The sequence below is a fragment of the Streptomyces sp. 351MFTsu5.1 genome, assembly GCF_000383655.1.
GTDB lineage: Bacteria > Actinomycetota > Actinomycetes > Streptomycetales > Streptomycetaceae > Streptomyces > Streptomyces griseorubiginosus.
The window spans coordinates 71,082-95,524 of sequence record NZ_KB911784.1 but is presented as its reverse complement, the minus strand read 5'-3'; the positions used below and the strand labels follow the sequence as shown (position 1 = coordinate 95,524).

27 protein-coding genes are annotated in these 24,443 nt (G+C 71.2%); 13 read left to right on the top strand and 14 right to left on the bottom strand.

The window, feature by feature from the left end; genetic code table 11:
• Positions 1-15: 15 nt before the first annotated feature.
• The 5 genes from H295_RS0123280 (at position 16) to mscL (ending at position 3,897) form a co-directional block, all read left to right on the top strand.
• Entirely contained in the window at positions 16-1,281 is a 1,266-nt protein-coding gene (locus H295_RS0123280; RefSeq protein ID WP_020137764.1) for an MFS transporter, read from the top strand.
• Between the two features lie 68 nt (positions 1,282-1,349).
• The gene (locus tag H295_RS45615) at positions 1,350-1,679 is read left to right on the top strand and encodes an FmdB family zinc ribbon protein (RefSeq protein WP_078616731.1); all 330 of its coding nucleotides are present in this window, start codon (positions 1,350-1,352) and stop codon (positions 1,677-1,679) included.
• A 99-nt stretch (positions 1,680-1,778) separates the two neighbouring features.
• The gene (locus H295_RS0123270; RefSeq protein WP_020137762.1) at positions 1,779-2,612 is read left to right on the top strand and encodes an S-methyl-5'-thioadenosine phosphorylase; all 834 of its coding nucleotides are present in this window, start codon (positions 1,779-1,781) and stop codon (positions 2,610-2,612) included.
• 145 nt (positions 2,613-2,757) lie between these two features.
• Positions 2,758-3,303, top strand: a complete 546-nt coding sequence (locus H295_RS0123265) for a hypothetical protein (RefSeq protein WP_020137761.1) — start codon at positions 2,758-2,760, stop codon at positions 3,301-3,303.
• 138 nt (positions 3,304-3,441) lie between these two features.
• On the top strand, positions 3,442-3,897 hold the full coding sequence (gene mscL, locus H295_RS0123260; protein ID WP_020137760.1) for a large conductance mechanosensitive channel protein MscL: 456 nt from the start codon (positions 3,442-3,444) through the stop codon (positions 3,895-3,897).
• 8 nt (positions 3,898-3,905) lie between these two features.
• Here mscL and H295_RS0123255 read toward each other — a convergent pair whose 3' ends face one another.
• Positions 3,906-4,088: a hypothetical protein gene (locus tag H295_RS0123255; RefSeq protein WP_020137759.1), complete on the bottom strand. Its 183-nt coding sequence runs from the start codon at positions 4,086-4,088 to the stop codon at positions 3,906-3,908.
• Positions 4,089-4,187: 99 nt separating this feature from the next.
• Between H295_RS0123255 and H295_RS0123250 the strand changes: the two genes are divergently transcribed.
• Both H295_RS0123250 and H295_RS0123245 read left to right on the top strand, forming a co-directional pair.
• On the top strand, positions 4,188-5,396 hold the full coding sequence (locus H295_RS0123250; RefSeq protein ID WP_020137758.1) for a low temperature requirement protein A: 1,209 nt from the start codon (positions 4,188-4,190) through the stop codon (positions 5,394-5,396).
• The gene (locus H295_RS0123245) at positions 5,386-6,420 is read left to right on the top strand and encodes a P1 family peptidase (protein WP_020137757.1); all 1,035 of its coding nucleotides are present in this window, start codon (positions 5,386-5,388) and stop codon (positions 6,418-6,420) included. The genes H295_RS0123250 and H295_RS0123245 overlap by 11 nt, the downstream gene beginning before the upstream one ends.
• On the opposite strand, the gene H295_RS0123240 is transcribed toward H295_RS0123245, so the two are convergent.
• On the bottom strand, positions 6,417-7,022 hold the full coding sequence (locus H295_RS0123240; RefSeq protein ID WP_020137756.1) for a TIGR03086 family metal-binding protein: 606 nt from the start codon (positions 7,020-7,022) through the stop codon (positions 6,417-6,419). The genes H295_RS0123245 and H295_RS0123240 overlap by 4 nt on opposite strands.
• Positions 7,023-7,156: 134 nt before the next feature.
• Here H295_RS0123240 and H295_RS0123235 point away from each other — a divergent pair, with 134 nt between their 5' ends.
• Together H295_RS0123235 and H295_RS0123230 are read left to right on the top strand one after the other, a co-directional pair.
• Positions 7,157-8,392, top strand: coding sequence for a L,D-transpeptidase (locus H295_RS0123235; protein ID WP_020137755.1), 1,236 nt, complete (start codon positions 7,157-7,159; stop codon positions 8,390-8,392).
• A 157-nt stretch (positions 8,393-8,549) separates the two neighbouring features.
• The gene (locus H295_RS0123230) at positions 8,550-9,296 is read left to right on the top strand and encodes a DUF6227 family protein (RefSeq protein WP_020137754.1); all 747 of its coding nucleotides are present in this window, start codon (positions 8,550-8,552) and stop codon (positions 9,294-9,296) included.
• Between the two features lie 18 nt (positions 9,297-9,314).
• Here the strand turns inward: H295_RS0123230 and H295_RS0123225 are convergent, their stop codons facing one another.
• The 6 genes from H295_RS0123225 to H295_RS0123205 form a co-directional block, all read right to left on the bottom strand.
• Positions 9,315-9,569 carry a hypothetical protein gene (locus H295_RS0123225; protein ID WP_020137753.1) on the bottom strand — a complete coding sequence of 85 codons (255 nt, stop codon included), beginning with the start codon at positions 9,567-9,569 and terminating at the stop codon, positions 9,315-9,317.
• Positions 9,570-9,668: 99 nt separating this feature from the next.
• Complete coding sequence (locus H295_RS0123220) at positions 9,669-11,720, bottom strand: PTS fructose transporter subunit IIABC (RefSeq protein ID WP_020137752.1); 2,052 nt, start codon at positions 11,718-11,720, stop codon at positions 9,669-9,671.
• The gene (locus H295_RS47240) at positions 11,717-11,947 is read right to left on the bottom strand and encodes a hypothetical protein (protein WP_158691062.1); all 231 of its coding nucleotides are present in this window, start codon (positions 11,945-11,947) and stop codon (positions 11,717-11,719) included. The genes H295_RS0123220 and H295_RS47240 overlap by 4 nt, the downstream gene beginning before the upstream one ends.
• Entirely contained in the window at positions 11,944-12,891 is a 948-nt protein-coding gene (gene pfkB, locus H295_RS0123215; RefSeq protein ID WP_020137751.1) for a 1-phosphofructokinase, read from the bottom strand. Before pfkB ends, H295_RS47240 begins: the two co-directional genes overlap by 4 nt.
• Before the next feature lie 12 nt (positions 12,892-12,903).
• On the bottom strand, positions 12,904-13,665 hold the full coding sequence (locus H295_RS0123210; protein ID WP_020137750.1) for a DeoR/GlpR family DNA-binding transcription regulator: 762 nt from the start codon (positions 13,663-13,665) through the stop codon (positions 12,904-12,906).
• Between the two features lie 224 nt (positions 13,666-13,889).
• A complete protein-coding gene (locus tag H295_RS0123205) occupies positions 13,890-15,407 on the bottom strand; it encodes an MFS transporter (protein WP_020137749.1) in 1,518 nt (505 codons plus the stop codon).
• A 62-nt stretch (positions 15,408-15,469) separates the two neighbouring features.
• Here H295_RS0123205 and H295_RS0123200 point away from each other — a divergent pair, with 62 nt between their 5' ends.
• On the top strand, positions 15,470-16,435 hold the full coding sequence (locus tag H295_RS0123200; protein WP_020137748.1) for a helix-turn-helix transcriptional regulator: 966 nt from the start codon (positions 15,470-15,472) through the stop codon (positions 16,433-16,435).
• A 92-nt stretch (positions 16,436-16,527) separates the two neighbouring features.
• On the opposite strand, the gene H295_RS0123195 is transcribed toward H295_RS0123200, so the two are convergent.
• Positions 16,528-16,974, bottom strand: a complete 447-nt coding sequence (locus H295_RS0123195; RefSeq protein WP_020137747.1) for a DUF1772 domain-containing protein — start codon at positions 16,972-16,974, stop codon at positions 16,528-16,530.
• 90 nt (positions 16,975-17,064) lie between these two features.
• On the opposite strand from H295_RS0123195, the gene H295_RS0123190 reads away from it, so the two are divergent.
• Positions 17,065-17,643: a TetR/AcrR family transcriptional regulator gene (locus tag H295_RS0123190; protein WP_020137746.1), complete on the top strand. Its 579-nt coding sequence runs from the start codon at positions 17,065-17,067 to the stop codon at positions 17,641-17,643.
• Positions 17,644-17,691: 48 nt separating this feature from the next.
• Here the strand turns inward: H295_RS0123190 and H295_RS0123185 are convergent, their stop codons facing one another.
• Positions 17,692-18,333: a helix-turn-helix domain-containing protein gene (locus H295_RS0123185; RefSeq protein WP_020137745.1), complete on the bottom strand. Its 642-nt coding sequence runs from the start codon at positions 18,331-18,333 to the stop codon at positions 17,692-17,694.
• A gap of 361 nt (positions 18,334-18,694) precedes the next feature.
• On the bottom strand, positions 18,695-19,693 hold the full coding sequence (locus tag H295_RS0123180) for a sigma-70 family RNA polymerase sigma factor (protein ID WP_020137744.1): 999 nt from the start codon (positions 19,691-19,693) through the stop codon (positions 18,695-18,697).
• A gap of 194 nt (positions 19,694-19,887) precedes the next feature.
• On the opposite strand from H295_RS0123180, the gene H295_RS0123175 reads away from it, so the two are divergent.
• Positions 19,888-20,418, top strand: a complete 531-nt coding sequence (locus H295_RS0123175; protein WP_020137743.1) for a GNAT family N-acetyltransferase — start codon at positions 19,888-19,890, stop codon at positions 20,416-20,418.
• 25 nt (positions 20,419-20,443) lie between these two features.
• Here the strand turns inward: H295_RS0123175 and H295_RS0123170 are convergent, their stop codons facing one another.
• Positions 20,444-21,235 (bottom strand): dioxygenase, encoded by a 792-nt coding sequence (locus H295_RS0123170; protein WP_020137742.1) that lies wholly within the window; start codon positions 21,233-21,235, stop codon positions 20,444-20,446.
• A gap of 128 nt (positions 21,236-21,363) precedes the next feature.
• Between H295_RS0123170 and H295_RS0123165 the strand changes: the two genes are divergently transcribed.
• Positions 21,364-21,873: a MarR family winged helix-turn-helix transcriptional regulator gene (locus tag H295_RS0123165; protein WP_020137741.1), complete on the top strand. Its 510-nt coding sequence runs from the start codon at positions 21,364-21,366 to the stop codon at positions 21,871-21,873.
• Positions 21,874-21,964: 91 nt separating this feature from the next.
• Here H295_RS0123165 and H295_RS0123160 read toward each other — a convergent pair whose 3' ends face one another.
• Positions 21,965-23,503, bottom strand: coding sequence for an MFS transporter (locus tag H295_RS0123160; protein WP_028809657.1), 1,539 nt, complete (start codon positions 23,501-23,503; stop codon positions 21,965-21,967).
• A 96-nt stretch (positions 23,504-23,599) separates the two neighbouring features.
• Positions 23,600-24,244: a TetR/AcrR family transcriptional regulator gene (locus H295_RS0123155; RefSeq protein ID WP_020137739.1), complete on the bottom strand. Its 645-nt coding sequence runs from the start codon at positions 24,242-24,244 to the stop codon at positions 23,600-23,602.
• Positions 24,245-24,443 lie beyond the last annotated feature (199 nt).

Below are 24,443 nucleotides of genomic sequence, written 5' to 3'. Positions count from 1 at the left end.
AGAAAGGCACGGGCCGTGGCATCCACGGTCACCTCCTCCCGCCCGGGATACGGGCAGCTGCTGCGCACCCGCGGCGCCTGGACGTTCCTGCTCCCCGGCTTCGCGGCGCGCCAGCCGTTCGCGATGCTCACCCTCTCCCTGGTGCTGCTCGTGCAGCACACCACCGGCTCCTACGGCGCGGCGGGCGCCGTCGCGGCCGTCACCGGCGTCTCCATGGCGCTCTTCGCGCCCTGGAGCGGCCGTCTCGCGGACCGCTACGGACAGCGCGCCGTGCTCGTCCCCGGTGTTCTGGTGCACACCCTGGCCGGCCTGTCCCTGACCGCGCTCGCCCTCTCCCACGCCCCCCTGTGGGCGCTGTTCGCGGCGGCCGTGCCCACCGGCGCCTCGGTGCCGCAGATCGGGCCCATGGTGCGCGCCCGCTGGGGCGTGAAGCTCCAGGACTCGCCCCTGATGACGACGGCGGCGGCCTTCGAGTCCGTCACGGACGAGCTGACCTTCGTCTTCGGCCCGCTGCTGGCCACCGCCCTGTGCACGGCCGTCCACCCCGCCGCGGGCCTGCTGACGGAAGCGACCCTGACGCTGCTCGGCGGACTGCTGTTCGCCGCACAGAAGAGCACCCAGCCGACGGTCGTGCTCGGCGAGCACGCGCGCGTGGAGCACGCCTCGGCTCTGCGCGTGCCCGGTGTGCGGGTCCTGATCGTGGCCTTCCTCGGCATCGGATCCGTCTTCGGCGGCATGCAGGTCTCGCTCGCCGCGTTCAGCGAGTCGATCGGCGAGCCCGGCCTGAACGGCGTCCTGTACGGCGTCTTCGCTGCCGGCAACATGCTCTCCGGCCTGGTCTGCGGCGCCATCGCCTGGAAGGTGGCCCCGCGGCAGCGCCTCGTCATCGGATACGGCGCCCTCGCACTGACGGCCTCCGGCCTGTGGGCGGCGCACTCCGTGCTCGTGCTCGCGGGCCTCGGCCTTCTGGTCGGCATGTGCATCGCGCCCGCCCTGATCACCGGCTACACCCTGGTCGAGAGCCTGGTCCCGGCCGGCGCCCGCACCGAGGCCTTCACCTGGCTCACCGGAGCGGTGGCCCTCGGCCAGGCGGCCGCGGTCACGATCGCCGGACAGCTGGAGGACCGCTTCTGGGGCGGCGCCGGGTTCCTGGTGCCGATGGCCGGCACCCTGCTCGCCCTGGCGACCCTGCTGGCGCTGCGCTCCCACCTGGTCGGGCGGCCCCGCGGCCGTACCGTCGCACGTGGCGTGGGTCACCGAGTGCCGGTGGCAGTGGACTGATCCCCGGGAATACGTCACTATGGACCCTCGTTAGCACTCATTGAGTGAGAGTGCCAGGAGGAAGACAAGTGCCGACCTACCAGTACCAGTGCACCGAGTGCGGCGAGGGCCTCGAGGCGGTGCAGAAGTTCACCGACGACGCTCTGACCGAATGCCCCAACTGCCATGGTCGCCTCAAGAAGGTGTTCTCCGCGGTCGGCATCGTCTTCAAGGGCTCCGGCTTCTACCGCAACGACAGCCGCGGCTCCTCGTCGAGCAGCTCCCCGGCGTCGTCCTCGAAGTCGTCGACGTCCAGCTCCTCGAACTCGTCCGACTCCTCGTCGTCGACCTCTTCGTCCTCCTCGGACTCGAAGTCGTCGAGCACGGGCACCTCGTCGAGCAGCAGCTCCGCCGCATAGATCGCACGTCCAGGACCCTGTCGTCGCACGACGACAGGGTCCTCGGCGTTACCTGAGCCCCTCGCCGCGCGGGTTTTCGGGGCCGGATACTGTGCGGGCATGGCGAACGCAGAGATCGGCGTAATCGGCGGCTCCGGCTTCTACTCGTTCCTCGAGGACGTGACCGAGGTCCAGGTGGACACCCCCTACGGTCCGCCCAGCGACTCCCTCTTCCTCGGCGAGGTCGCCGGCCGGCGGGTCGCCTTCCTGCCCCGGCACGGACGCGGCCACCATCTGCCGCCGCACCGGATCAACTACCGGGCCAACCTGTGGGCACTCCGGTCGGTGGGGGCACGGCAGATCCTCGGCCCCTGCGCGGTGGGCGGACTGCGCCCCGAGTACGGTCCGGGCACGCTGCTGGTGCCGGACCAGCTGGTCGACCGCACGAAGTCCCGGGCGGGCACCTACTTCGACGGACTGCCGCTGCCGGGCGGCGGGGTGCCCAACGTGGTCCACGTGTCCCTGGCCGACCCGTACTGCCCCGCCGGGCGGGCGGCCGCGCTGAAGGCGGCTCGCGGGCGGGACTGGGAGGCGGTGGACGGCGGCACGCTCGTGGTGATCGAGGGGCCGCGGTTCTCCACCCGCGCCGAGTCGCTGTGGCACCAGGCGCAGGGCTGGTCGGTGGTGGGGATGACCGGCCACCCGGAGGCCTCCCTCGCCCGTGAACTGGAGCTCTGCTACACGTCGTTGACCCTGGTCACCGACCTCGACGCGGGCGCCGAGACCGGTGAGGGCGTCTCCCACGACGAGGTGCTGCAGGTGTTCGCGGCGAACGTGGACCGGCTGCGGGGCGTGCTCTTCGACGCGGTGGCGGCGCTGCCGGCCGGGGACGAGCGGGACTGCCTGTGCGCGAACGCGCTGGGTGGGATGGATCCGGGGTTCGAACTGCCGTAGCGGACCCCGGGGTTGCGATGGAGTTCCTCGTTCGGGTGAGGGAGTTGTCCACAACCGGTGGACTGTCCACCGGCCCCGACGGGATCCGGCGCAAAGCCTCATCGTGGGACCGCAAGCCGATCTCTCCTCGTTGGTGGTGGTCCCCATGCCCTTCGCTCCGTACCCCTCTCCTTCCCCTCTCGCCGCGCACCCGCCCGGCACCGACACCCCGCCGACCTGCGAGGTACCCCACTTCGCGCCGGTGCGGGTGCGCGGCGGGCGGTATCAGCTGCGGCAGCTCGTACGGCACCGACGACGTGCCGTGGCCGTCGGACTGGTCGTCACCGCGGCCGCGCTGGTGGCCGCCGGCCCCCGGGACGCCGACGGGGCACGCGGACATCCGGTGGTCGCCCCCGTGCGCGAGCACCGAGCCGTGACGACGGTCTCGGCGCCGGTGCGGATCGCCGACGCGGCGACGGTGGGGCTGCTGCGTCCCGGGGACCGGGTCGACGTGATCGCCGCGGAGGAGACGGCGACGGGGGGTGGCGACGCGCAAGTGATCGCGCGGGGTGCCCGCGTGTCGAAGGTGCCGGAGGCGCTGGAGGGCGCGGGCGACAGCGGGGCCCTGGTGGTGCTGTCTGTGCCGCGCTCCACGGCGGCACGTCTCGTCGGGGCGAGCGCCACGGCACGGCTGGCGGTGACACTGTGTTGAGCCGCGTGGTCAGCCCGTTGCGCCGACTCGTGTCAAGTCGCCCTTTCGAGCTACCCAATTGGACAGGGTCGCCTCCGGTTGACGTAGGTTGCGGAGCTGTTTGTTCCACAAGCTGTACGTACGAGAAGAGGCCTGCGGGTGAGCGAGAAGAAGCCGAGCGTCTGGGAGGGCTTCAAAGCCTTCCTGATGCGCGGAAACGTCGTCGATCTGGCAGTAGCGGTGGTCATCGGCGCCGCCTTCACCAACATCGTGAACTCGGTGGTGAAGGGGATCATCAACCCGCTGGTCGGGGCGATCGGGACCAAGAACCTCGACCACTACAGCTCGTGCCTGAGCACCTCGTGCGAGGGCCAGCAGGGCATCACGATCCTGTGGGGCTCGGTGCTCGGTGCCACGCTCAGCTTCGTGATCACCGCGGCCGTCGTCTACTTCCTGATGGTGCTGCCGATGGCGAAGTACCTGGCCCGCGTGGAGGCTCGCCGGAAGGCGAAGGAGGGCACGCGCGAGGTGATCGAGGTGACCGAGCTGGAGGTCCTCAAGGAGATCCGCGACGCGCTGGTCGCGCAGCGGGGCTCGGGGCACAGGGAGCCGTAGCGGCGGGCTCAGATGTGGTGGGGCGGCTTCTCGTCGAGGAAGCGCTTCAGGTCGGCCGCGCTGTCCCCGTCGGACCGCGGCCGGTCGCCCCAGCCGCGGTCGGTGTCGTCCGACGACTGCTGGTCCAGCGGATCGTCGAAGACGAGCCCGGGCTTCGGCTCGGCGGGTTCGGGGGCGGGGGCGGAGGTCATGTGTCCAGGGTACGGGGGATCGGCGGTGGGGCCTGTGACCCCGACGCCCACACCCCCATCCATGAGCGTTTCCGGTCGGTATCTGCTGTGCTTGGGTCCATGACGTCCAGCCCGCCCCACAGTCCACTGCGCAGACTCACCGCCCGCGGCCGGGACGAGGCCCACCGGGTCGCGTCGCCGCTGGAGCTCTTCTTCGACCTGTGCTTCGTCGTCGCCATCGCGCAGGCGGGTGTCGCCCTGGTGCACGCGGTCGCCGAGGGGCACGCCAGCGAGGGCATCCTCAACTACGCGATGGTCTTCTTCGCCATCTGGTGGGCCTGGATGAACTTCACCTGGTTCGCCTCGGCCTACGACAACGACGACGCGCTGTACCGGGTCGTCACCCTGGTGCAGATCGCCGGTGTCCTGGTGCTGGCGGCCGGGGTGTCCAGGGCGTTCGAGCAGCACGAGTTCCTGGCCGTGTGGCTGGGCTATCTGATCATGCGGCTGGCGTTGATCACGCAATGGCTGCGAGTTGCGTGGTCGAGCGAGGGCGCGGAGCGGACGACGGCGCTGCGGTACGCGTTCGGCGTGCTGCTGTGCCAGGTCGGCTGGCTGGGACTGCTGGTGCTGCCCGAGGGTGGGCGGCCCTGGGTCTTCCTGGTGATGGCGGTGCTGGAGATGTGTGTGCCGCCGTTCGCCGAGCGGGACCATCCGACGTCGTGGCATCCGCACCACATCGCGGAACGCTACGGGCTCTTCACGATCATCGTGCTCGGTGAGACGATCGCCGCCGCCACGGTCGCCGTGAAGTCCGGTATCGACGAGCACGACGCGCTGGGGGAGCTCCTGCCGATCGCGGCGGGCGGGCTGCTGATCATCTTCGCCGCCTGGTGGATCTACTTCGTGGTGCCCATCCATGACCGTCTGCGCTCCAACAGACAGGCGTTCCTGTGGGGTTACGGCCACTACGTGGTCTTCGCCTCCGCCGCCGCGATCGGGGCGGGCCTGGAGGTGGCCGTGGAGCAGGCGGTCGGCAAGGCGCACATCTCGACGCTCGCCGCGTCGGCCGCGGTGACCCTGCCGACGGCGCTCTACCTGCTCACCGTGTGGCTGCTGCACTCCCGGTTCTTCAAGGTGGGCATCGCACAGCAACTGGTGCTGCCGGTCACCGCGTTGCTGGTGATCTGCTGCACCTTCCTGGGCGAGGGTGCGGTGCTCGCGGCGGGCGTGGTGGCGGGGCTGGCGGTGGTGACCGGGACGACGCTCACCTCGCGCAGGGCGGCCCGGGAGACGGCGACGGACGCGGAGCTGCGCCATGTCAGTTGACGCTCTGACCGATGTCGCCGGGGTGCGGGTCGGGCACGCGACGCGTACCGGGGACGGCTGGCTCACCGGGGTCACGGTCGTGCTCGCTCCGGAGGGCGGGGCGGTGGCCGCGGTGGAGGTGCGCGGGGGTGGTCCCGGGACCAAGGAGACCGACGCGCTCGATCCGCGCAACGTGGTGCAGAAGGTCGAGGCGGTCGTGCTGACCGGCGGGAGCGCGTACGGGCTGGACGCGGCCTCCGGGGTGATGGCCTGGCTGGAGGAGCGGGGGCGCGGGGTGCGGGTCGGGCCGGATCCCTCGCACGTGGTGCCGGTCGTGCCCGCCGCGTGCGTCTTCGACCTGGGCCGGGGCGGGGACTTCCGGGCGCGGCCGGACGCGGCGACCGGGCGGGCCGCCGTCGAGGCCGCGGCGGCCGGTGCGCCGGGTTCGGCGGTGCCGGAAGGGTGTGTGGGGGCCGGTACGGGGGCCGTGGCCGGAGGGATGAAGGGCGGGGTGGGGACGGCCGCTGTCGTGCTGCCGTCGGGGATCACCGTGGCGGCGCTGGTGGTGGTCAACGCGGTCGGCGCGGTGGCGGATCCGGAGACGGGGGTGTTGTACGGGGAGTTGTTCCAGGGACGGGTGCGGTATCCGGACGAGCGGGTGCACGAGGCAGCGCGCCGGCGGCTCGCGGAGCTCTCGGCTCGGCAGCCGCCGCCGTCGTTGAACACCACGCTCGCGGTGGTGGCCACCGACGCGGAGCTGTCCAAGGCGCAGGCGCAGAAGGTGGCCGGTACGGCGCACGACGGGATCGCCCGCGCCGTACGGCCGGTGCATCTGCTGCACGACGGGGACACCGTGTTCGCGCTGGCGACGGGGGCGCGGACGTTGGACACGGGCGATCCGCTCGCGCTCAACGACGTCCTCGCGGCGGGGGCGGACATGGTGACCCGGGCGATCGTGCGGGCCGTCCGGGCGGCGGAGTCCGTGGACGGGCCCGGCGGGGTGTGGCCGTCGTACGAGTCGCTGTACGGGGGGTCCTCGGCCTAGGAGGCGCTCCAGCGGGGGTCGCGGCCGAGGTGGCGCAGGAGGACGGCCGTGGCGTCGTCGCCCTGCTCGGCGGGCAGGGCGGCGGCGTACGCGCCGTAGGCACGCAGGGGTTCGACGATCTCCAGGGCGACCTTGAGGAGGGGGCGGGCCAGCTCGGGCGGGAGCGGGGACGGCCGGCCGGTCGCGGCGGCGAGGTCCCAGGCGTGGACCGCCGCGTCCAGCCCGCAGGCCGCGGAGCCGGACCACGGGGACATGCTGTGCGGTGGTACCGGTGTGGGGACCTCGGGGGCGTCCCGGTCGACTCCCGCCCACGCCTTGGCCGCGCGGGCCAGGGCGTCCTCCAGGAGCGCCGTCGGGTCGGCGCCCGCCAGGTCGCCCGAGGGTTCGAAGGGGTTGAAGTCGGGGCCGGGTTCGCCGGTCAGCGCGGCGGCGAAGCCGATCTGGTCGCCGACGGCGTGCTGGAAGACCTGGGTGACGGTCCACCGCTCGCAGGGCGTCGGCAGGTGCCAGCCGTCGTCGGGGACGGACCGGACCGCAGCGCGCAGCGCTTCGTGCGAGGCGTCCAGAACGTCCCAGCCGCTGGAGATGGTGCCATCGCTCATCGGAGAGCCCCCTTTTTTTCGGTCGGTGTCCTCACTGTCACATGAGGGCATTCGTCTCGCGCACGGGGAACCCGGCCGGGGACCGGGTCCCTCTTTTCCTCACACAGGAGAACGGAGCGGGCCACGCATCTCACATGAATCTGGAGCAGACCTTGGCAACGCCGGACATAGCAGCACGGCGCGCACTGGGGACCTGTGCCGTCCTGGTGGTCGGCGCCCTCACCCTCAGCGCGTGCGGAGGCGACTCCGACGGCGGCAGTGAGGGCAAGGGCGGCAAGGACTCCGCGCAGTCGTCCGCGGCGGAGATCGCGATCTCCGCGAAGAACGGTTCCACCGGTGCCTCGATCAACTCGACCGGCGTGAAGGTCAGCGACGGCACGCTGACCGGCGTGAGGATGACGGTGGCGGGGACGGGCGAGGACGTACCGGGGACGATCGCGGCCGGCGGCGGGAGCTGGCAGCCCGCGGAGCAGCTGGAGCGGGGGACGAAGTACCGGATCACCGCGACGGCGAAGGACGCGGACGGGAAGGCCGTGGCCGCGAAGTCGGTGTTCACGACCGTCTCGAAGGCGAACAGCTTCATCGGGACGTACACGCCGGACGACGGGACGACGGTCGGCGTGGGGATGCCGGTGTCGTTCAGCTTCGACAAGGCGATCAGCGACAGGAAGGCCGTGCAGTCGCACATCACGGTCAGCTCCAGCAGCGGACAGCGGGTGGTGGGGCACTGGTTCGGGTCGCAGCGGCTCGACTTCCGGCCCCAGGAGTACTGGAAGGCCGGCTCCAAGGTCACGATGAGGATCGACCTGGACGGGGTCGAGGGGGCGAACGGCGTGACCGGCGTGCAGCGCAGGACCGTCAGCTTCACCGTCGGACGGTCCCAGGTCTCCACGGTGGACGTGAAGACGCAGACCATGACGGTGGTGCGGGACGGCAAGGTCCTCAAGAAGGTGCCGATCTCGTCCGGCAGCAAGGAGTTCACCACCTACAACGGGCAGATGGTGATCACCGAGAAGCACAAGAAGATCCGCATGGACAGCCGGACGGTCGCGCTGGCCAACGCGTACGACATCCCGGACGTGCCGGACGCGATGCGGCTGACGCAGTCCGGCACCTTCATCCATGGCAACTACTGGTACAGCCAGGGCAATCCGCCCTTCGGCCGCACCGGCACCAGCCATGGCTGCGTGGGGCTGCGGGACGTCAAGGGCGGCCAGGGCGACACACCGGCCAAGTGGTTCTACGACAGCTCGGTCGTCGGGGACGTCGTCATCGTGAAGAACTCCCCCGACAAGCAGGTCGCACCCGACAACGGACTCAACGGCTGGAACCTCCCCTGGGGCGAGTGGACCGCCGGAAGTGCCGTCTGACCGGCGGCTTTTGACGGAACATCGGGCCGCGTGGGAACTTCTCGCGCGGCCCGGGCGTTTTCCGGACGTACGTTTTCTCGGTTCCCGGACATGATGTCCGACCGAGGGGCTACGGTATGCACCCACAAGGTGACATGCAGCAACGCCGGGAGAAACCTTGAGCGTTCCGTACGAGACGGCAGCGTACGAACCACCCGAGTCGCCCGAGTCTCCGGAGGAGCACCTCGCGCGTCTCCTCGGTCGTGCCCTGAACTCCTTCGAGCTGCCGGACGAGACCATCCGGCGCCTGGACTGCGCGCTGGCGTACGACAGTTCGCTGCACTCCGCGCACCACAGCGCGGGCCTGCACCGCGAGACGTACCGGCACACCTGGCTGATCGACGACGGCTCCGCGCTCACCCTGTGGGAGCTCGTCCACAACACCGCCCGCGACAGCCTGCCCCAGCACGAGGTGTACGTCGACGAGGAGGAGCTGCGGGCGGCGACCGCCCGGCTGCCCTTACCGGCGGAGACCCCTGACTTCGAACTGCCGGTGACGGTACAGCTGGAGCCCGTGCACCCGCCGCGGCACACCTACGTCCCGGACGACTCACCGGACCACGCGCGCCGGCTGCTGCGCCGCGCGGAGAACGCGGACCGGCCGGGCGCGGAGACGGCGGCGCTGCTGTCCGAGGCGTTCGCGCACCAGATCACGCAGGCCTTCGGGCGCCCGTGCCGGGCGGGGCGGGCCGGGCTGGGTTTCTCGCTGTACGAGCACGCGTTCCTGCTGCGCGACGGCGCGGAGATCTCCCTGTGGGAGGTCGAGCACACGGCCACGCCGGACGGACGGCACATGTGCGAGGTGTACGTCAGCGAGGACGCGGCCCGCGAGGCGATGGAACGGCGCGCGGCGCAACTGTCCTGAGCGGACCGGCGGTTGACGTCAGCGGCCGCCGCTGAGCTGTCGTACCAGACCCGCGAACGCGTCCTCCTCCGCCGGGGTCAGGGGGACGGACTCATGGCCGGGGGCGGCCGCGCGCTGGCGGGGGAAGGCGGGCAGGCCGTGGTCGACGCGCCAGGTGACGGCTTCGTGGCGGCCGTGGCGCAGCAGGTAGGCCAACCCCGCGGTCCAGGCGAAGACCACCAGGACGAGAAGGGTCACACCCAGCAGTTGATAGACGGAGACGTGCTCAGGCATGCCGTCCAGTAGACACCACGGTCCGGGACTTTGGCCCCGGACCGTGACGTATCTCGCAGGTGCCGTGAACACCTCACAGCAGCCCCAAAGGGGCGGTTCCTACGCGGCGACCGGCTGCTTCGCCTGCTGTTCGGTGACGGGTGCCGCGGGGGCCTCGGCCTCCGGGGCCGTCTTGCGCAGCCCCTTCAGGACGATGACCAGGCCGGCCGTGATCGCCGTACCGATGGCGATGGCCAGCAGGTAGAGGAACGGCTTGCCGATCAGGAAGGTGACCCAGATGCCGCCGTGCGGGGCGCGCAGGGTGGAGCCGAAGGCCATGGTCAGGCCGCCGGTGACCGCGCCGCCCACCATGGAGGAGGGGATGACGCGCAGCGGGTCGGCCGCGGCGAACGGGATCGCGCCCTCGGAGATGAAGGAGGCACCGAGGACCCAGGCCGCCTTGCCGTTCTCGCGTTCGGCGGGGGTGAAGAGCTTCTTGCGGACGGTGGTCGCGAGGGCCATGCCCAGCGGGGGCACCATGCCGGCGGCCATCACGGCGGCCATGACCTTCATCGCGGAGTCGCTCGGGTTCTGGACGGCGATTCCGGCGGTGGCGAAGGCGTAGGCGACCTTGTTGACCGGGCCGCCGAGGTCGAAGCACATCATCAGGCCGAGGAGGATGCCGAGCAGGACGGCGTTGGTGCCGGAGAGGCTGTTGAGCCAGTCCGTCATGGCCTTCTGGGCCTCGGCGATGGGCTTGCCGATGACGATGAACATCAGGAAGCCGACGACGATCGACGAGATCAGCGGGATGACGACCACCGGCATGATGCCGCGCAGGACCGGCGGGATCTTCACCCGCTGGATGCCGAGGACCACGCCACCGGCCAGCAGACCGGCGACCAGGCCGCCGAGGAAGCCGGCGTTGATGTTGACGGAGATCATGCCGCCGACGAAGCCCGGCACGAGTCCCGGCCGGTCGGCCATGCCGAAGGCGATGTATCCGGCGAGCACCGGGATCAGGAAGCCGAAGGCGACCCCGCCGATCTGGAACAGCAGCGCGCCCCAGCTGTCGACCTGGCCCCAGTCGAAGTGCTCGGAGACCGACTTGGCGCCGTTGATCTGGTATCCGCCGATCGCGAAGCCGAGGGCGATGAGGAGACCGCCCGCGGCGACGAAGGGGACCATGTAGCTCACGCCGGTCATCAGCCACTTGCGGAGCTTGGTGCCGTAGCCGTCGCCGGGGTCGCCGGCCCGCTCGACCGGAGTTCCGCCCGTGGCGGAGGCGCTGACCTCACCGCGGGCCGCCTTTCCGCGTACCTCGGTGATGAGTTCGGCGGGGCGGTTGATGCCCGCCTTCACGCCGACGTCCACGGTGGGCTTGCCGGCGAAGCGGTCCTTCTCCCGCACGGGGACGTCGTGGGCGAAGATCACGCCGTCCGCCGCCGCGATGACCGCCGGGTCGAGCCGCTCGAAGCCGGCCGAGCCCTGGGTCTCGACGACGAGTTCGACACCTGCCTCGCGGCCCGCGTTCTCCAGCGACTCGGCGGCCATGTAGGTGTGGGCGATGCCGGTCGGGCAGGAGGTGACGGCGACGATCCGGAAGGGTGCCGCCGGGGCGGCGGGGGCGGCCGGCGCGGTGTCGGCCGTTGCGGCATCGGCGGAGGCCGCCGCCGATGCCGCAACGGAGTCTTCGGAGGTCTGCGGGGCGGTGGCCGCCTCGGCGGGGGCCTCGTCCCCGCGGATCAGCGCCGCCGCGCCCGCCGCGTCCCCCGCGGCCCGCAGCGCGTCCGTGAACTCGGTGTTCATCAGCTGCCGGGCCAGCGAGGACAGGATCGTCAGGTGGGCGTCGTCGGCGCCCGCGGGGGCGGCGATCAGGAAGATCAGGTCGGCGGGGCCGTCCGGCGCGCCGAAGTCGATGCCGGCGGCGCTGCGCCCGAAGGCGAGCGTCGGCTCGGTGACGTGCTCGCTGCGGCAGTGCGGGATGCCGATGCCGCCGTCGAGGCCGGTCGGCATCTGGGCCTCACGGGCGGCCACGTCGGCGAGGAAGCCGTCCAGGTCGGTGACCCGGCCCAGGGCGACCATGCGCTCGGCGAGGGCACGTGCCGCCGCTTCCTTGGTATCGGCGGACAGGTCGAGGTCGACCAGGTCCGCGGTGATCATCTCGCTCATCGCGGGCTCCTTCGCACGCGTATCGCCCGGAAAGTGGAGTGGGCGTCGGGGGTGGGGACGGGGGTGCAGCGGGGGTTCTTCACCGGGAGGGGGGTGGCGGCGGGGAGTAACAGCGCCGGTACGGCCGTAGGGGCGTCCATGCGGGCCGGTACGGCCGCCGGGGCGTCCATGCGGGCCGGTGCGGCTGTGGGGAGAGCCGCGAGGGGCGGTATGAACGGGCCGTTCATGACACGGGCTCCTTGAGCGGGCGGTCCACCGGCACCTCGGCCGTGACCGTGACGGCCGCCGGGTCCAGGTCGGCCGGGGTCGGCATGACGCTGCCGGGCAGCTGGACGGCCGCCGCGCCGTGCGCCACCGCGGAGGCGAGGGCGTCCGGGCCGCTGCCGCCGGCGATCAGGAAGCCGGCCAGGGACGAGTCGCCCGCGCCGACATTGCTGCGTACGACGTCCACGCGCGCGCCGGCGAACCAGGCGCCCGAGGCGTCCACGAGCAGCTGCCCGTCCGCGCCGAGGCTCGCGAGGACGGCACGGGCGCCCATCTCGCGCAGTTCCTCGGCGGCCTTCAGGGCGTCGCCCACGGTGGCGAGGGGGCGTCCGACAGCCTCCGCGAGCTCCTCGGCGTTGGGCTTGACCACGTCGGGCCGCTCCCGCAGCGCCTCCTGGAGGGCGCGCCCCGAGGTGTCCAGGGCGATCCGGGCGCCTCCGGCGTGCGCCCGGGCGACCACGTCGGCGTACCAGGAGGGCGCGAGCCCCCGGGGCAGGCTTCCGCAGCAGGCGATCCAGGCCGCGTCCCGGGACTGCGCGCGCACCGTCTCCAGGAGCAGTTCCTGCTCGTCGGGAGAGAGTTCGGGGCCCGGCGCGTTGATCTTCGTGAGCACCCCGTCGGACTCGGCGAGCGCGATGTTCGAGCGGGTGGCGCCCGCGACCGGCACCGGCGCGACCTCGATGCCCTGTGCGTCGAGCAGGTCGGCGACGAGCGCGCCCGGCGCCCCGCCCAGCGGGAGGACGGCGACCGTGCGCTGTCCGGCGGCGGCGACCGCGCGCGAGACGTTGACGCCCTTGCCGCCGGGGTCCATCCGCTCGCCGGTGGCGCGGATGACCTCGCCGCGGTCGAGGGCGGGCACCTCGTAGGTGCGGTCCAGGGACGGGTTGGGGGTGACGGTGAGGATCATGCGCACTCGTTTCTAGACACAGAGCACTTCCGTGCCGCCGTGCTCGATGGCGGCGGTGTCTTCGGGGCTCAGCCCGCTGTCGGTGATCAACAGGTCCACGTCGCCCAGGTCGCCGAAGCGGGCGAAGTGCTCCTGGCCGTGCTTGGCGGAGTCGGCGAGGAGGACCACGCGGCGGGCGGCGGCGATCGCCGCGCGCTTGACCGCGGCCTCGGCGAGGTCGGGGGTGGTCAGGCCGTGCTCGGCGGAGAAGCCGTTGGCGGCGACGAACAGGACGTCGGCCCGGATCTCGCCGTAGGCCCGCAGCGCCCAGGCGTCGACGGCCGCGCGGGTACGGTGCCGTACCCGCCCTCCGACGAGGTGGAGCTGGATGCCGGGGTGGTCCGCGAGGCGGGCCGCGATCGGCAGGCTGTGGGTGACGACGGTGAGCGAGGCCTCCAGCGGGACGGCGGCGGCGAGGCGGGCCACGGTCGTGCCGGCGTCGAGAATCAGGGTGCCCTCGGCCGGCAGTTCCGCGAGGGCCGCCTTGGCGATGTGGTCCTTCTCGTCGGCCGCGGTCGTCTCGCGCTCGGCGAGGTCCGGCTCGAAGTCGAGACGCCCGGCCGGGAGGGCCCCGCCGTGCACCCGGCGCAGCAGGCCGGCGCGGTCGAGGGCCTTCAGGTCCCGGCGGATGGTCTCCGCGGTGACCTGGAACTCCTCGGCCAGCGAGACGACGTCCACCCGCCCGCCGTCACGCGCGAGCCGGAGGATCTCCTGCTGCCGCTCCGGTGCGTACATTCCGCTCGCCTCCGAGTGATGCCCGAACGTGTGGTTTCAGAACGGAGGCTACGCCCGGATTTCCGCGATGTAAACAGGTTCGGGCGCGACTCGGGCATGAACGGACGTCCGGTTGTGTCCGAGTGCGGCGAGCGGTGGTGTCCGGGCAGGGCGAGCGGTGGTGTCCGGGTACGGCGAAGGGGCCCGGTACCTGAGCAGGTACCGGGCCCCTTCGCATCGACCGGTCAGGAGACCAGCTCGGGCTCCTTCTCCTCCACGGCGGGCAGTTCGCCCGCGCCCTCCACATGCTGGGCCGGCCGCTTCGGCAGCGCGAACATCAGCAGGAAGATGACGGCCATGACCGCCGCGACCCAGCCGAGCGCGTGCTGGAAGGCGTCCACGAAGGCCGGCCCCACCTGCTCGGGGCGCAGCCGGTCGCCGATCACCCCGAAGAACACGACCGACACCAGCCCGAGACCCAGCGCGTTGCCCATCTGCTGCACGGTGTTGATGAGTCCGGAGGCCGACCCGGCGTGCTCCTTCGGCACCTCCGACAGCACCGCGTCGGTCAGCGGCGCCACGATCAGGCCCATGCCGACGCCCATCACGACCAGCGGCAGCGCCATCTGCCAGGAGCGGATCCCCATGCCGTACCGGTCGGCCTCCCAGAGGTAGAGCAGCACGCCCGCCGCCATCAGCAGCGCGCCGGCCTGGAGGACCTTGCGTCCGAAGCGGGGCACCAGTTGCTGCACGGAGAGCCCGGCGGCCGTGGACACGGCGAGGGAGAACGGCACCCCGGTGAGCCCCGCCCGCAGCGGGGTCCAGCCGAGGCCGGTCTGCATGTACAGGGTCCACACCAGGAAGAAGATGCCCAGCCCGACCCCGAAGACGGTCTGCACCGCGATCCCGGCCGCGAAGCTCTTCACCTTGAACAGCGACAGCTCGACCAGCGGCGACCCGTCCCGTGCGGCCTTCCGCCTCTCGTACGCCACCAGCGCGGCGAACACCAGGGGCGCGCCGGCCATCGACGCGTATCCCCACAGCGGCCAGTCCAGCTCCTCGCCGCGGGTCAGCGGGTAGAGCAGCATCAGCAGTCCGAGGACGACCATGGCCACGCCCACCAGGTCCAGCTTCAGTGCCCGCGGGGCCTTGGACTCGGTGATGAAACGGCTGCCGAGGACGAGCCCGGCGATCCCGACGGGCAGGTTGATCAGGAAGATCGGCCGCCACTCCAGCCCGAACAGGTTCCACTCGGTCAGCAGCGCCCCGAGCAGCGGACCGGACACGGCACCAAGTCCGACGACCGCGCCGAACAGCCCGAACACCTTGCCCCGCTCATGCGCCGGGAAGGTCGCGTGCACGATCGACAGCACCTGCGGAACCATCATCGCGGCCATGCCCCCTTGCAGGATCCGGGCCGCGACCAGCATCTCCGGGTTCGCGGCGAAGCCGCACAGCGCCGACGCGAGCGTGAAGCCCCCGATGCCGACGAGGAACAGCCGCTTGCGCCCGTGGATGTCACCGAGCCGCCCGCCGGTGATCAGCCCGGCCGCGAAGGCGAGGGCGTAACCGGCGGTGATCCACTGGATCTGGCTGACGGAGGCGCCGGCGTCCTGCCGGATGGACGGGATGGCGATGTTGACGATCGTGACGTCGACGAGGTCCATGAAGGCCGCGGTCATCACGATGGCGAGGGCGAACCAGCGACGCCGGTCGCCCGGGGCGGGCGCTACAGCGGTGGATGTGGTCTCGGTGGAGGTCATGGAACGAAGCTACGACCCCAGTAGGACAGATCGTGTCCTAGTTCTACGGCATCCTCGAACTCATGACGACGGACACCCCGGCACGGCTCCTGACGCTCCTCTCCCTCCTCCAGACGCCCCGCGAATGGCCCGGCGGCGAGCTCGCCGACCGGCTCCAGGTCTCCCGCCGTACGGTCCGGCGGGACATCGACCGGCTGCGTGAACTGGGCTATCCGGTCCAGGCGACGAAGGGCTCCGACGGCGGCTACCGCCTGGTGGCCGGCAAGGCGATGCCACCGCTGGTCCTCGACGACGAGGAGGCAGTGGCCATCGCGGTCGGTCTGCGGGCCGGGGCCGGGCACGCGGTCGAGGGGGTGGACGAGGCGTCCGTGCGGGCCCTGGCGAAGCTGGAGCAGGTCCTGCCCTCCCGGCTGCGGCACCGGGTGTCCACCCTCCAGGCCGCGACGACCCCGCTGACCAGTGGGGACGGGGCGAGCATCCCGACCGGGACGCTGACCGTGATGGCGTCCACGGTGGCCGGTCACGAACGGCTGCGGTTCGCCTACCGGGCGAAGGACGGGGCGGCCTCGCGGCGCGTGGTGGAGCCGTACCGGCTGGTGTCCACCGGGCGGCGCTGGTATCTCGTCGCCTACGACCTCGACCGCGGCGACTGGCGGACGTTCCGGGTGGACCGGGTGAGCGAGCCGTTCGCCACGGGAGCACGGTTCGCTCCGCGGGAGTTGCCGACGGGGAGTGCGGCGGAGTTCCTGCGGCAGTCCATGTACCGGCGCCAGGAGACGTACGAACTGGTGGTGACGTTCGAGGCGGACGTGTCCGTGGTGGCGGCCCGGGTGCCGGGGTGGATGGGCGTTCCGGAGCCCCTGGGCGAGGGCCGGTGCCGGCTGCGGAGCTCTGTCGGGGACGCGGTGGACTGGATGGCGGTGCGGTTGGCGATGACGGGCGTGGAGTTCCGGGTGGAGGAGCCGCCGGAACTGGTGGCCGCCGTGCGGGAGTTGGGGGGACGGTTGGTTCGGGCGGCGGGTGCCTGAGGGGCCGGGTGCGCCCAAAAGGGCCGGATGTCCAAGGAGGGCGCGCATGAAGCAGCCCCGCGCCCCTGAGCGGGGGCGGGGCACGCTGCGTGTCAGGCGCGAGCGACGGCCAGGAGCCCGAACGCGGCGATGATCTCGGCGACCCGGACGTAGTGCCAGCGGTTCCAGCGGTTCAGCTGCTCCTTCCAGTCGGCGGGCCGGTTCTCCGGGGTCCACGTCTTGTTGCGGTTGTTGATCGGGACGAGCAGCAGAACCGACATGACCACGCTGATCAGCAGCAGCACGCCGGCGACGACGACCAGTCCGGCGTGGTCGTGGTGCCGTCCCGCCACGGCCCAGACCGCGACGAGGCCGAGCGAGGTGAGGTACCAGACCGGCATCGCGGCGCCGAGCATCCGGCCCCCGTGGGCGTGACCGAGCTGGGCACTGTCCTCGGGCAGGGCGTCGAGGATCGGACCGAGGACGAAGGCGACGGCCACCTCCACCCCCACCATCAGGCCGACGACCACGACGGTGATGACCTCGAGTGAGCTGAGCATGATGATCCTCCCGGGATCTAGCGTTGCTAGCCGATGAGGCAACGCTAGTACTACTGCCGCTCGGTTGTCTAGCGGTGCTAGGATCCAGTCATGTCGGTACAGGAACGCAAGGAACGCGAACGGGCGGAGCGCGAGCGCCTCATCGTGGCGACCGCCCGCGAGATCGCCGAGCAGCAGGGCTGGGACGCGGTCACCACCCGCCGGCTCGCCGAGCGCATCGAATACAGCCAGCCCGTCCTCTACAGCCACTTCCGCGGCAAGCGCGAGATCATCGGGGCCGTCGCCGTCGAGGGGGCGGCCGAGATCGCGGTGACGGTGCGGGCCGCGACCGCCGGTGCGAGCGGCCCACGCGAGCGGGTCGTCGCCCTCGCCCGCGCCTACCTCGACTTCGCCGCGCGCAATCCGGCGGTCTACGACGCCCTCTTCCAACTCGACGGGGGTCTGGCCTTCGCACAGGAGGACACCCCGGAGTCCCTGAAGGACGCCTTCGCCGCGCTGCTGGAGAGCCTGGGCGAGGTCGCCGGGGAGGGGGTCGACACGGGACTGTTCACCGAGCTGTTCTGGGCCTCCCTGCACGGCCTGGCCACCCTGACCCGAGCGGGACGGCTGCCACCGCAGGACATCGAGCCGAGGGTGGAACTACTGGTGGACCGTCTCGCCGTGATCTGATCCCGAGACCGTGTGCGGGCGGGGCGGGGCAGATGGACTGAACCCCCGTCAGACACCGCCCAGAAAGCCCCCCACCGCCCCCAGATTCCGCACCGCCACTTCCACCAGCCTCTCCGCCGGCTCCTCCCCCGCCGCCCACGCCTCGACGGCCGTGCGGACCGCCGCGCTGCCCACCGCCGCGAGGAAGCGCACGTCCTCGCGGCCGGTCCGCTCCGTGAGGACCTCCGCGAGGCGTCGTTCCGAGGACCGGCACACCTCCGCCCACACCCGCCGCAGTCCCGCGTCACCGTCCGCGAGGCGGATCAGGGTGCGGACGAAGGCCCAGGAGGAGACGGAGACCCCCTCCCCCGGTGTCAGGGTCCGCCGCGCGCCGTGGGTGAGGGCCTCGGCGACCGACAGCTCCGCCGGCGCGGACCGCACCGCCTCCGCCCACAGCCGCGCCCCCGCCGAGTACAGCGGCTCGACCGCCTCCTCCTTCGTCGCGAAGTAGCGGTAGAAGGTGCGCGGCGCCACCCTCGCCGCCGCCGCGATGTCCTCCGCCCGGGTCCCCCGCGGCCCCTGCCGCACGAAGAGCTCTCCCGCGGCCCGCGCGATCTCCATCCGGGTCGCCGCCTTGCGCCGCTCGGTCAGGGAGACGGCCACCGGACGGGCGGCCGGGACATCGGACGACTCGCTGCTCACGGCCTGCACGCTATGCCGATGTGACAGAATCTGCCATCCGGTGGGTCACCCCGTGGTTCAGGTACGGGGTGACCCACCGTTTCGCCCGCCGAGCCGCCACAGCTTCGCCCACCGATCCGGCGCCGGGCAGAAAAAAGAGCCGGACCCCGGCGCCCGGGGGGAGGGCGCCGAAGTCCGGCTCTGGGAGAGTCCCGGCGCCGGGGGGGGTGAGCGTCGGGACTTGGTTCAGGCGGGCCCGGAGGTGCGATCTCCAGGACCGAACACCTGGACCCTGAAGTCTTTTGCCCAGGGTCCGGCGGGTTAAGCGGCCTACTACAGCCATGTTTACGCGGTCTTCCGCCACCCGGCGTACGCGGTTGGCATACCCCGCTCACGCAGCCGCGTCGAACCCGGTGCTGCGCGCCAGCTTCTTCAGCTCCAGCAGGGCGTGCTTCTCGATCTGCCGGATCCGCTCGCGGGTGAGGCCGTGCTCCTTGCCGACCTCGGTCAGGGTGCGCTCCCGGCCGTCCTCGATGCCGTACCGCATCTTGATGATGGAGGCCGTGCGCTGGTCCAGGCGGCCGATCAGGTCGTCCAGCTCCTCGCTGCGCAGCAGCGTCAGCACCGACTGCTCCGGGGACACCGCCGAGGTGTCCTCCAGGAGGTCACCGAACTGGGTGTCGCCGTCGTCGTCCACCGACATGTTCAGCGAGACCGGGTCACGGGCCCAGTCCAGGACGTCCGTCACGCGCTCGGCGTTGGAACCGAGCTCGGCGGCGATCTCCGCGGGCTCCGGGTCGCGGCCGTGCTCGCGGTTGAACTCGCGCTGCACGCGGCGGATGCGGCCCAGCTCCTCCACGAGGTGGACGGGCAGCCGGATGGTGCGGGACTGGTCGGCGATGGAGCGGGTGATGGCCTGACGGATCCACCAGGTCGCGTACGTGGAGAACTTGAAGCCCTTGCGGTAGTCGAACTTCTCGACCGCGCGCACCAGGCCGGCGTTGCCCTCCTGGATCAGGTCGAGCAGGGGCAGTCCGCTGCGGGGGTAGCGGCGGGCCACGGCGACGACCAGTCGGAGGTTGGAGCGGATGAACACGTCCTTGGCGCGCTCCGCCTCCTCCACCAGGGCCTCCAGCTCCTCGCGGGTGGCATCCGCCTTGGCCTCCTCGAACCCGTCGAGGACCTGTCGGGCGAACACACCCGCCTCGATGATCTGGGACAGCTCGACTTCCTTGGCGGCGTCGAGCAGCGGCGTACGCGCGATCTCGTCGAGGTACATGCCGACCAGGTCGCGGTCGGCGATCTCGCCGCCATGGACGCGAACACTGCGTGCCGCGTCGGTAGACCCGCCGGTGGCGGACTTACGACGGGCGACGGCACGGGTTGCCATGCGTGCTCCCTTGCGATGGTGGGGTCAGCGGGTGGTCCTTGGATGCCGGATTCCGAGTGCCGGTTGCTCTCCGGACTCTCCTCGGGTGCCCTGCATCCGATGGAAACAACGACTGGAAACCGGACAGAATTCCCACCGGTGCCGCTATTTTTCTGATCTTGCAGTATCCTGCCCGGCCACACGGAGGAGGCGTGATGTCGTCGCAGCGTGCAGAGGTGCAGGTCAGGCCGGGAGTCGAAGGTGACCTCGAGGCGCTCACCGACCTCTACAACCACTACGTCCGTGAGACGCCCATCACATTCGATACCGCCGCCTTCACCCCGGAAGAGCGCCGCCCTTGGCTGCTCTCCCACCCTGAAGACGGCCCGTACCGCCTGATGGTTGCCACCGACACGCATTCGACAGGAACCTCACAGCGGCTCCTCGGCTACGCCACGTCCAGTCCGTTCCGCCCCAAGCCCGCGTACGCGACCTCCGTGGAGGTCACGATCTACCTCGCTCCGGACGCCGGCGGCCGCGGCATCGGCACGCTCCTCTACAAGGCCCTCTTCGAGACCCTGGCGGGCCAGGACCTGCACCGCGCCTACGCCGGCATCGCCCAGCCCAACGAAGCGTCCACGCGGCTGCATGAACGCTTCGGGTTCCGGTACGTCGGCACCTACCGAGAAGTGGGCCGGAAGTTCGGCCGCTACTGGGACGTGGCCTGGTACGAGAAGGACCTGTAGAGCGTCCCGGCAGGGCCCCCAGGGCTCAGCCGAACTGCACCGACCGCTTCGCCATCCCCATCCAGAACCCGTCGATGACGGACCGCTGGGTGTCCAGCTCGCCGCTCACGTCGGCCGCGCCCATGGTGACGAACAGCGGCGCGAAGTGCTCGGTGCGGGGGTGGGCGTAGCGCCCGGCCGGGGCCTTGTGGAGGAAGTCGAGCAGGGAGTCCACGTCCCGCGCCTCCAGCGCCTGCCGGCCCCACTCGTCGAACTCCGAGGACCACGTGGGCACTCCGGACCCGGTGTGGCGCAGGGCGGCGAGGTTGTGGGTGAAGAAGCCGGAGCCGACGATCAGGACGCCCTCGTCGCGCAGCGGGGCGAGCTTGCGGCCGATCTCCATGAGCTTGACCGGGTCGAGGGTCGGCATGGAGATCTGGAGGACGGGAATGTCGGCTTCGGGGAACATCTCGACGAGCGGGACGTAGGCTCCGTGGTCCAGACCGCGGTCCGGGATGTCCTGCACGGGGATGCCGGGGGCGCGCAGCAACTTACGCACGGACTCGGCGAGTTCGGGCGCGCCGGGGGCGTCGTAGGTCACCTTGTAGTAGTGCTCGGGGAAGCCCCAGAAGTCGTAGACGAGGGGGACACGGGTGACCGCGCCGAGAGCGAGGGGGGCCTCCTCCCAGTGGGCGGAGACCATGAGGATCGCCTTGGGGCGGGGCAGTTCCGCGGACCAGGCGGCGAGCTCACCGGGCCAGATCGGGTCGTCGGCGAGCGGCGGCGCGCCGTGACTCAGATAGAGGGCGGGCATGCGCTCCAGCGTGTCGGCGGACATGGCGGGGACTCCTCCGGTACTTCCGATGCGTTCGGTGCGATTGATGCTTCAAATTTAAAGCTTCTTCGGATATGACTGTACGCCTCATTTGTTTAATATTCAAGGAGAGGGCTCGTAGAGTGGGACCCATGAACACGGCACCCGCCCCCGATGACAAGCCCCAGTGGCTCGACGACGAAGAGCAGCGCATCTGGCGCTCGTACGTGCACGCCACCACACTTCTCGAGGATCACCTCGACCGCCAGCTCCAGCGGGACGCCGGCATGCCGCACATCTACTACGGGCTGCTCGTCGGCCTCGCCGAGGCCCCGCACCGGCGGCTGCGGATGACCGAGCTGGCCATGAAGGCGAAGATCACCCGGTCCCGGCTCTCGCACGCGATCGCCCGCCTGGAGCGCAACGGCTGGGTGCGCCGCGAGGACTGCACGGACGACAAGCGCGGCCAGTTCGCGGTGCTCACCGACCCCGGCCTGGAGATGCTCCAGGGCGCCGCGCCGGGCCATGTGCGGGCCGTGCGCAACGCCGTCTTCGACCGGCTCACCCCGGAACAGCAGAAGTCCCTCGGCGAGATCATGCAGATCGTCGCCGAGGGACTCCAGCCGAACGAAGCGGGTGCGGACCTGCCCTGGCTCCGCTGAGCCAGGGCAGGTCCTTGGTGGTCGTGCGTGCGGGGCGTCCCCGTCCCCGTCCGCACGACAGGCCCGAAGGGGTACGACCGGACGGTCGCCGTCAGTGGGCGACGACCGGGATCGCCAGCTCCTCGTCCGCGCCGTCGCCGGAGGCCACCGGGGTGGTGTCCGGACGGCCGGCGTTGACCAGGGTCACCACGATCACCGCGGCGAGCGCCAGCATGCCTACGGCGAACCAGATCGCGTTGGTGTAGCCGTGCACCTGGCCCTCCAGCGCCACCAGCTGCTGCTGGGACTTGGAGGCCGCGGAACCCATGTGGTCCTTGATGTACGCGGTCGTCGCCGAGGCGGCGATCGTGTTCAGCAGGGCCGTACCGATCGCGCCGCCCACCTGCTGCGAGGTGTTGACCATCGCGGAGGCGACACCGGCGTCACGCGGCTCGACGCCCAGGGTGGCCAGGGACATGGCCGGCATGAACGCCGTACCCATGCCGAGGCCGAGCAGCAGCATCGCGGGCAGGATGATCGAGGCGTACGACGAGCCGATCTCCAGCTGGGTCATCAGCAGCATGCCGACCGCGGCGACCAGGAAGCCGGGGCCCATCAGCAGGCGGGCCGGCAGCCGGGTCATCAGACGGGTGCCGATCTGGGTCGAGCCGACCATCATGCCGACGATCATCGGCATGAAGGCGAAGCCGGTCTTGATCGGCGAGAAGCCCTTCACGATCTGGAGGTAGTAGGTGAGGAACAGGAAGGTGCCGAACATCGCGATGATCGCGATGCCGAGCGAGAGGTAGATCCCGCCGCGGTTGCGGTCGGTGATCACGCGCAGCGGCAGCAGCGGGGCCTTGACCTTGGCCTCGGTGACCACGAACGCGATCAGCAGGACGGCCGACGCGACGAACATCGAGACGGTCACGGTGTCGCCCCAGCCGTCGGACTCGGCACGGGTGAAGCCGTAGACCAGCGCGACCAGGCCCAGGGTGGACAGCAGGACGCCGGGGATGTCGAGCGGGTTGCGGTTGCGGCCGCCCTCCGGCTCACGGATGACGAAGTACGCGCCGAGCGCGGCGACGATCGCGAACGGGATGTTCACGAAGAAGGTCCAGCGCCAGTCCATGTACTCGGTCAGCACACCGCCGAGGATGAAGCCCACGGCACCGCCACCACCGGCGATGGCACCGTAGATGCCGAAGGCCTTGGCGCGCTCCTTGGCGTCCGTGAACATCACGGCGAGCAGGGAGAGCGCGGCGGGCGCGAGCAGCGCGCCGAAGACGCCCTGGAGGGCGCGGGCGCCGAACATCATGGCGCCGGAGGTGGCGGCACCGCCGAGCGCGGAGGCCGCGGCGAAGCCGATCAGGCCGACGACGAAGGCGTTCTTGCGGCCCCACAGGTCGGCGATGCGGCCGCCGAAGAGCAGGAGTCCGCCGAAGGCGAGGGCGTAGGCCGTGACGACCCACTGGCGGTTGCCGTCGGATATGCCGAGGTCGGTCTGGGCCGACGGCAGGGCGATGTTCACGATGGTCGCGTCGAGCACGACCATGAGCTGGGCGAGCGCGATGAAGACGAGCGCTTTCCAGCGGTTGGCGTCACCGGTCGGTGCCGGTGCGCCGGGAGCCTTTGCGGCTGTTTCAGACATGGGGGTACCCACTTCGGGACTTCGGTTCGGAAAAAGGTGATCGAGGACGTACTAAGGACTGGTCTGGTCTTCTGAACTCATCGGCGCCGGGTCAGGTCAGGCCTGGCGCAGGTCCTCCATGGTCAAGGCCGCGCCCGGGAGGATGGAGCGGGCCGGGGCCCGCAGTCCGTCCAGGAACAGCTGGAGATGGCGGTGGACGAACCGGTCGACCTGGAAGCAGGCGGTGCCCGCCGGCGGCCGGCTGAGCTGGGCGACCACGATCAGCAGGTCGCCCGAGTCCACGTCGGTACGGAGCTGGCCTGCCGCCTTCGCGCGGTTCATGAGCTCCACGACGAGCTCCTCGCACCGCACGCGCGCGGCCTCCAGGTCCGGGTGGTTCTGGTCGAAGGTGCTCTGGATCATCGGGCACAGCGCGCTGACCCGCTCGTCGGCGGCGGTGTGCACGAAACGCTCCAGCGCCTCGAAGGCGTCCCCCGTCTCGGTGAGCGCGACCTCGGCCGCCTCGGTGGTGCGGTCCATGACGGAGCAGACGACCTCGCGGACGAGGGCGTCACGGTCGGGGAAGTTGCGGTACAGCGTGGCGTTGCCGACGCCGGCCCGGCGGGCGATGTCGTCGAGCGGCACATCCGGGCCGAACTCGGTGAACATCTCCCGGGCGGCGGTGACGATCCGCTCGCGGTTGCGCAGGGCGTCGGCGCGGGGCCGGGTCACCTTGCGCGGTGCGGTCGTCGTGGCGGTCACGGTGTACTCCCCTCAGGTCTGGTTTCCGCGATCCGGGGACGCGGTCCCCGTTTCGCTCGGACACAGGTCTAAACGGGGAGACGCTCCCCGGTTATTTCGGGTTGAGAAGAAAACATGTTGTGACCTGAGTCACATCTTTTCCGGTACCCACGTTCGGTCTCCTCCAGCGCGCGCCCACCCCTCCCCCGGCAGAGGGTGA

Coding starts and splice junctions, on each gene's coding strand:
- H295_RS0123270 (WP_020137762.1), top strand. CDS start 1,779: ATGGCGAACGCAGAGATCGGCGTAATCGGCGGCTCCGGCTTCTACTCG.
- H295_RS0123265 (WP_020137761.1), top strand. CDS start 2,758: ATGCCCTTCGCTCCGTACCCCTCTCCTTCCCCTCTCGCCGCGCACCCG.
- H295_RS0123255 (WP_020137759.1), bottom strand. CDS start 4,088: ATGACCTCCGCCCCCGCCCCCGAACCCGCCGAGCCGAAGCCCGGGCTC.
- H295_RS0123250 (WP_020137758.1), top strand. CDS start 4,188: ATGACGTCCAGCCCGCCCCACAGTCCACTGCGCAGACTCACCGCCCGC.
- H295_RS0123245 (WP_020137757.1), top strand. CDS start 5,386: ATGTCAGTTGACGCTCTGACCGATGTCGCCGGGGTGCGGGTCGGGCAC.
- H295_RS0123240 (WP_020137756.1), bottom strand. CDS start 7,022: ATGAGCGATGGCACCATCTCCAGCGGCTGGGACGTTCTGGACGCCTCG.
- H295_RS0123235 (WP_020137755.1), top strand. CDS start 7,157: ATGAATCTGGAGCAGACCTTGGCAACGCCGGACATAGCAGCACGGCGC.
- H295_RS0123225 (WP_020137753.1), bottom strand. CDS start 9,569: ATGCCTGAGCACGTCTCCGTCTATCAACTGCTGGGTGTGACCCTTCTC.
- H295_RS0123220 (WP_020137752.1), bottom strand. CDS start 11,720: ATGAGCGAGATGATCACCGCGGACCTGGTCGACCTCGACCTGTCCGCC.
- H295_RS47240 (WP_158691062.1), bottom strand. CDS start 11,947: ATGAACGGCCCGTTCATACCGCCCCTCGCGGCTCTCCCCACAGCCGCA.
- pfkB (WP_020137751.1), bottom strand. CDS start 12,891: ATGATCCTCACCGTCACCCCCAACCCGTCCCTGGACCGCACCTACGAG.
- H295_RS0123210 (WP_020137750.1), bottom strand. CDS start 13,665: ATGTACGCACCGGAGCGGCAGCAGGAGATCCTCCGGCTCGCGCGTGAC.
- H295_RS0123205 (WP_020137749.1), bottom strand. CDS start 15,407: ATGACCTCCACCGAGACCACATCCACCGCTGTAGCGCCCGCCCCGGGC.
- H295_RS0123200 (WP_020137748.1), top strand. CDS start 15,470: ATGACGACGGACACCCCGGCACGGCTCCTGACGCTCCTCTCCCTCCTC.
- H295_RS0123195 (WP_020137747.1), bottom strand. CDS start 16,974: ATGCTCAGCTCACTCGAGGTCATCACCGTCGTGGTCGTCGGCCTGATG.
- H295_RS0123190 (WP_020137746.1), top strand. CDS start 17,065: ATGTCGGTACAGGAACGCAAGGAACGCGAACGGGCGGAGCGCGAGCGC.
- H295_RS0123180 (WP_020137744.1), bottom strand. CDS start 19,693: ATGGCAACCCGTGCCGTCGCCCGTCGTAAGTCCGCCACCGGCGGGTCT.
- H295_RS0123175 (WP_020137743.1), top strand. CDS start 19,888: ATGTCGTCGCAGCGTGCAGAGGTGCAGGTCAGGCCGGGAGTCGAAGGT.
- H295_RS0123170 (WP_020137742.1), bottom strand. CDS start 21,235: ATGTCCGCCGACACGCTGGAGCGCATGCCCGCCCTCTATCTGAGTCAC.
- H295_RS0123165 (WP_020137741.1), top strand. CDS start 21,364: ATGAACACGGCACCCGCCCCCGATGACAAGCCCCAGTGGCTCGACGAC.
- H295_RS0123160 (WP_028809657.1), bottom strand. CDS start 23,503: ATGTCTGAAACAGCCGCAAAGGCTCCCGGCGCACCGGCACCGACCGGT.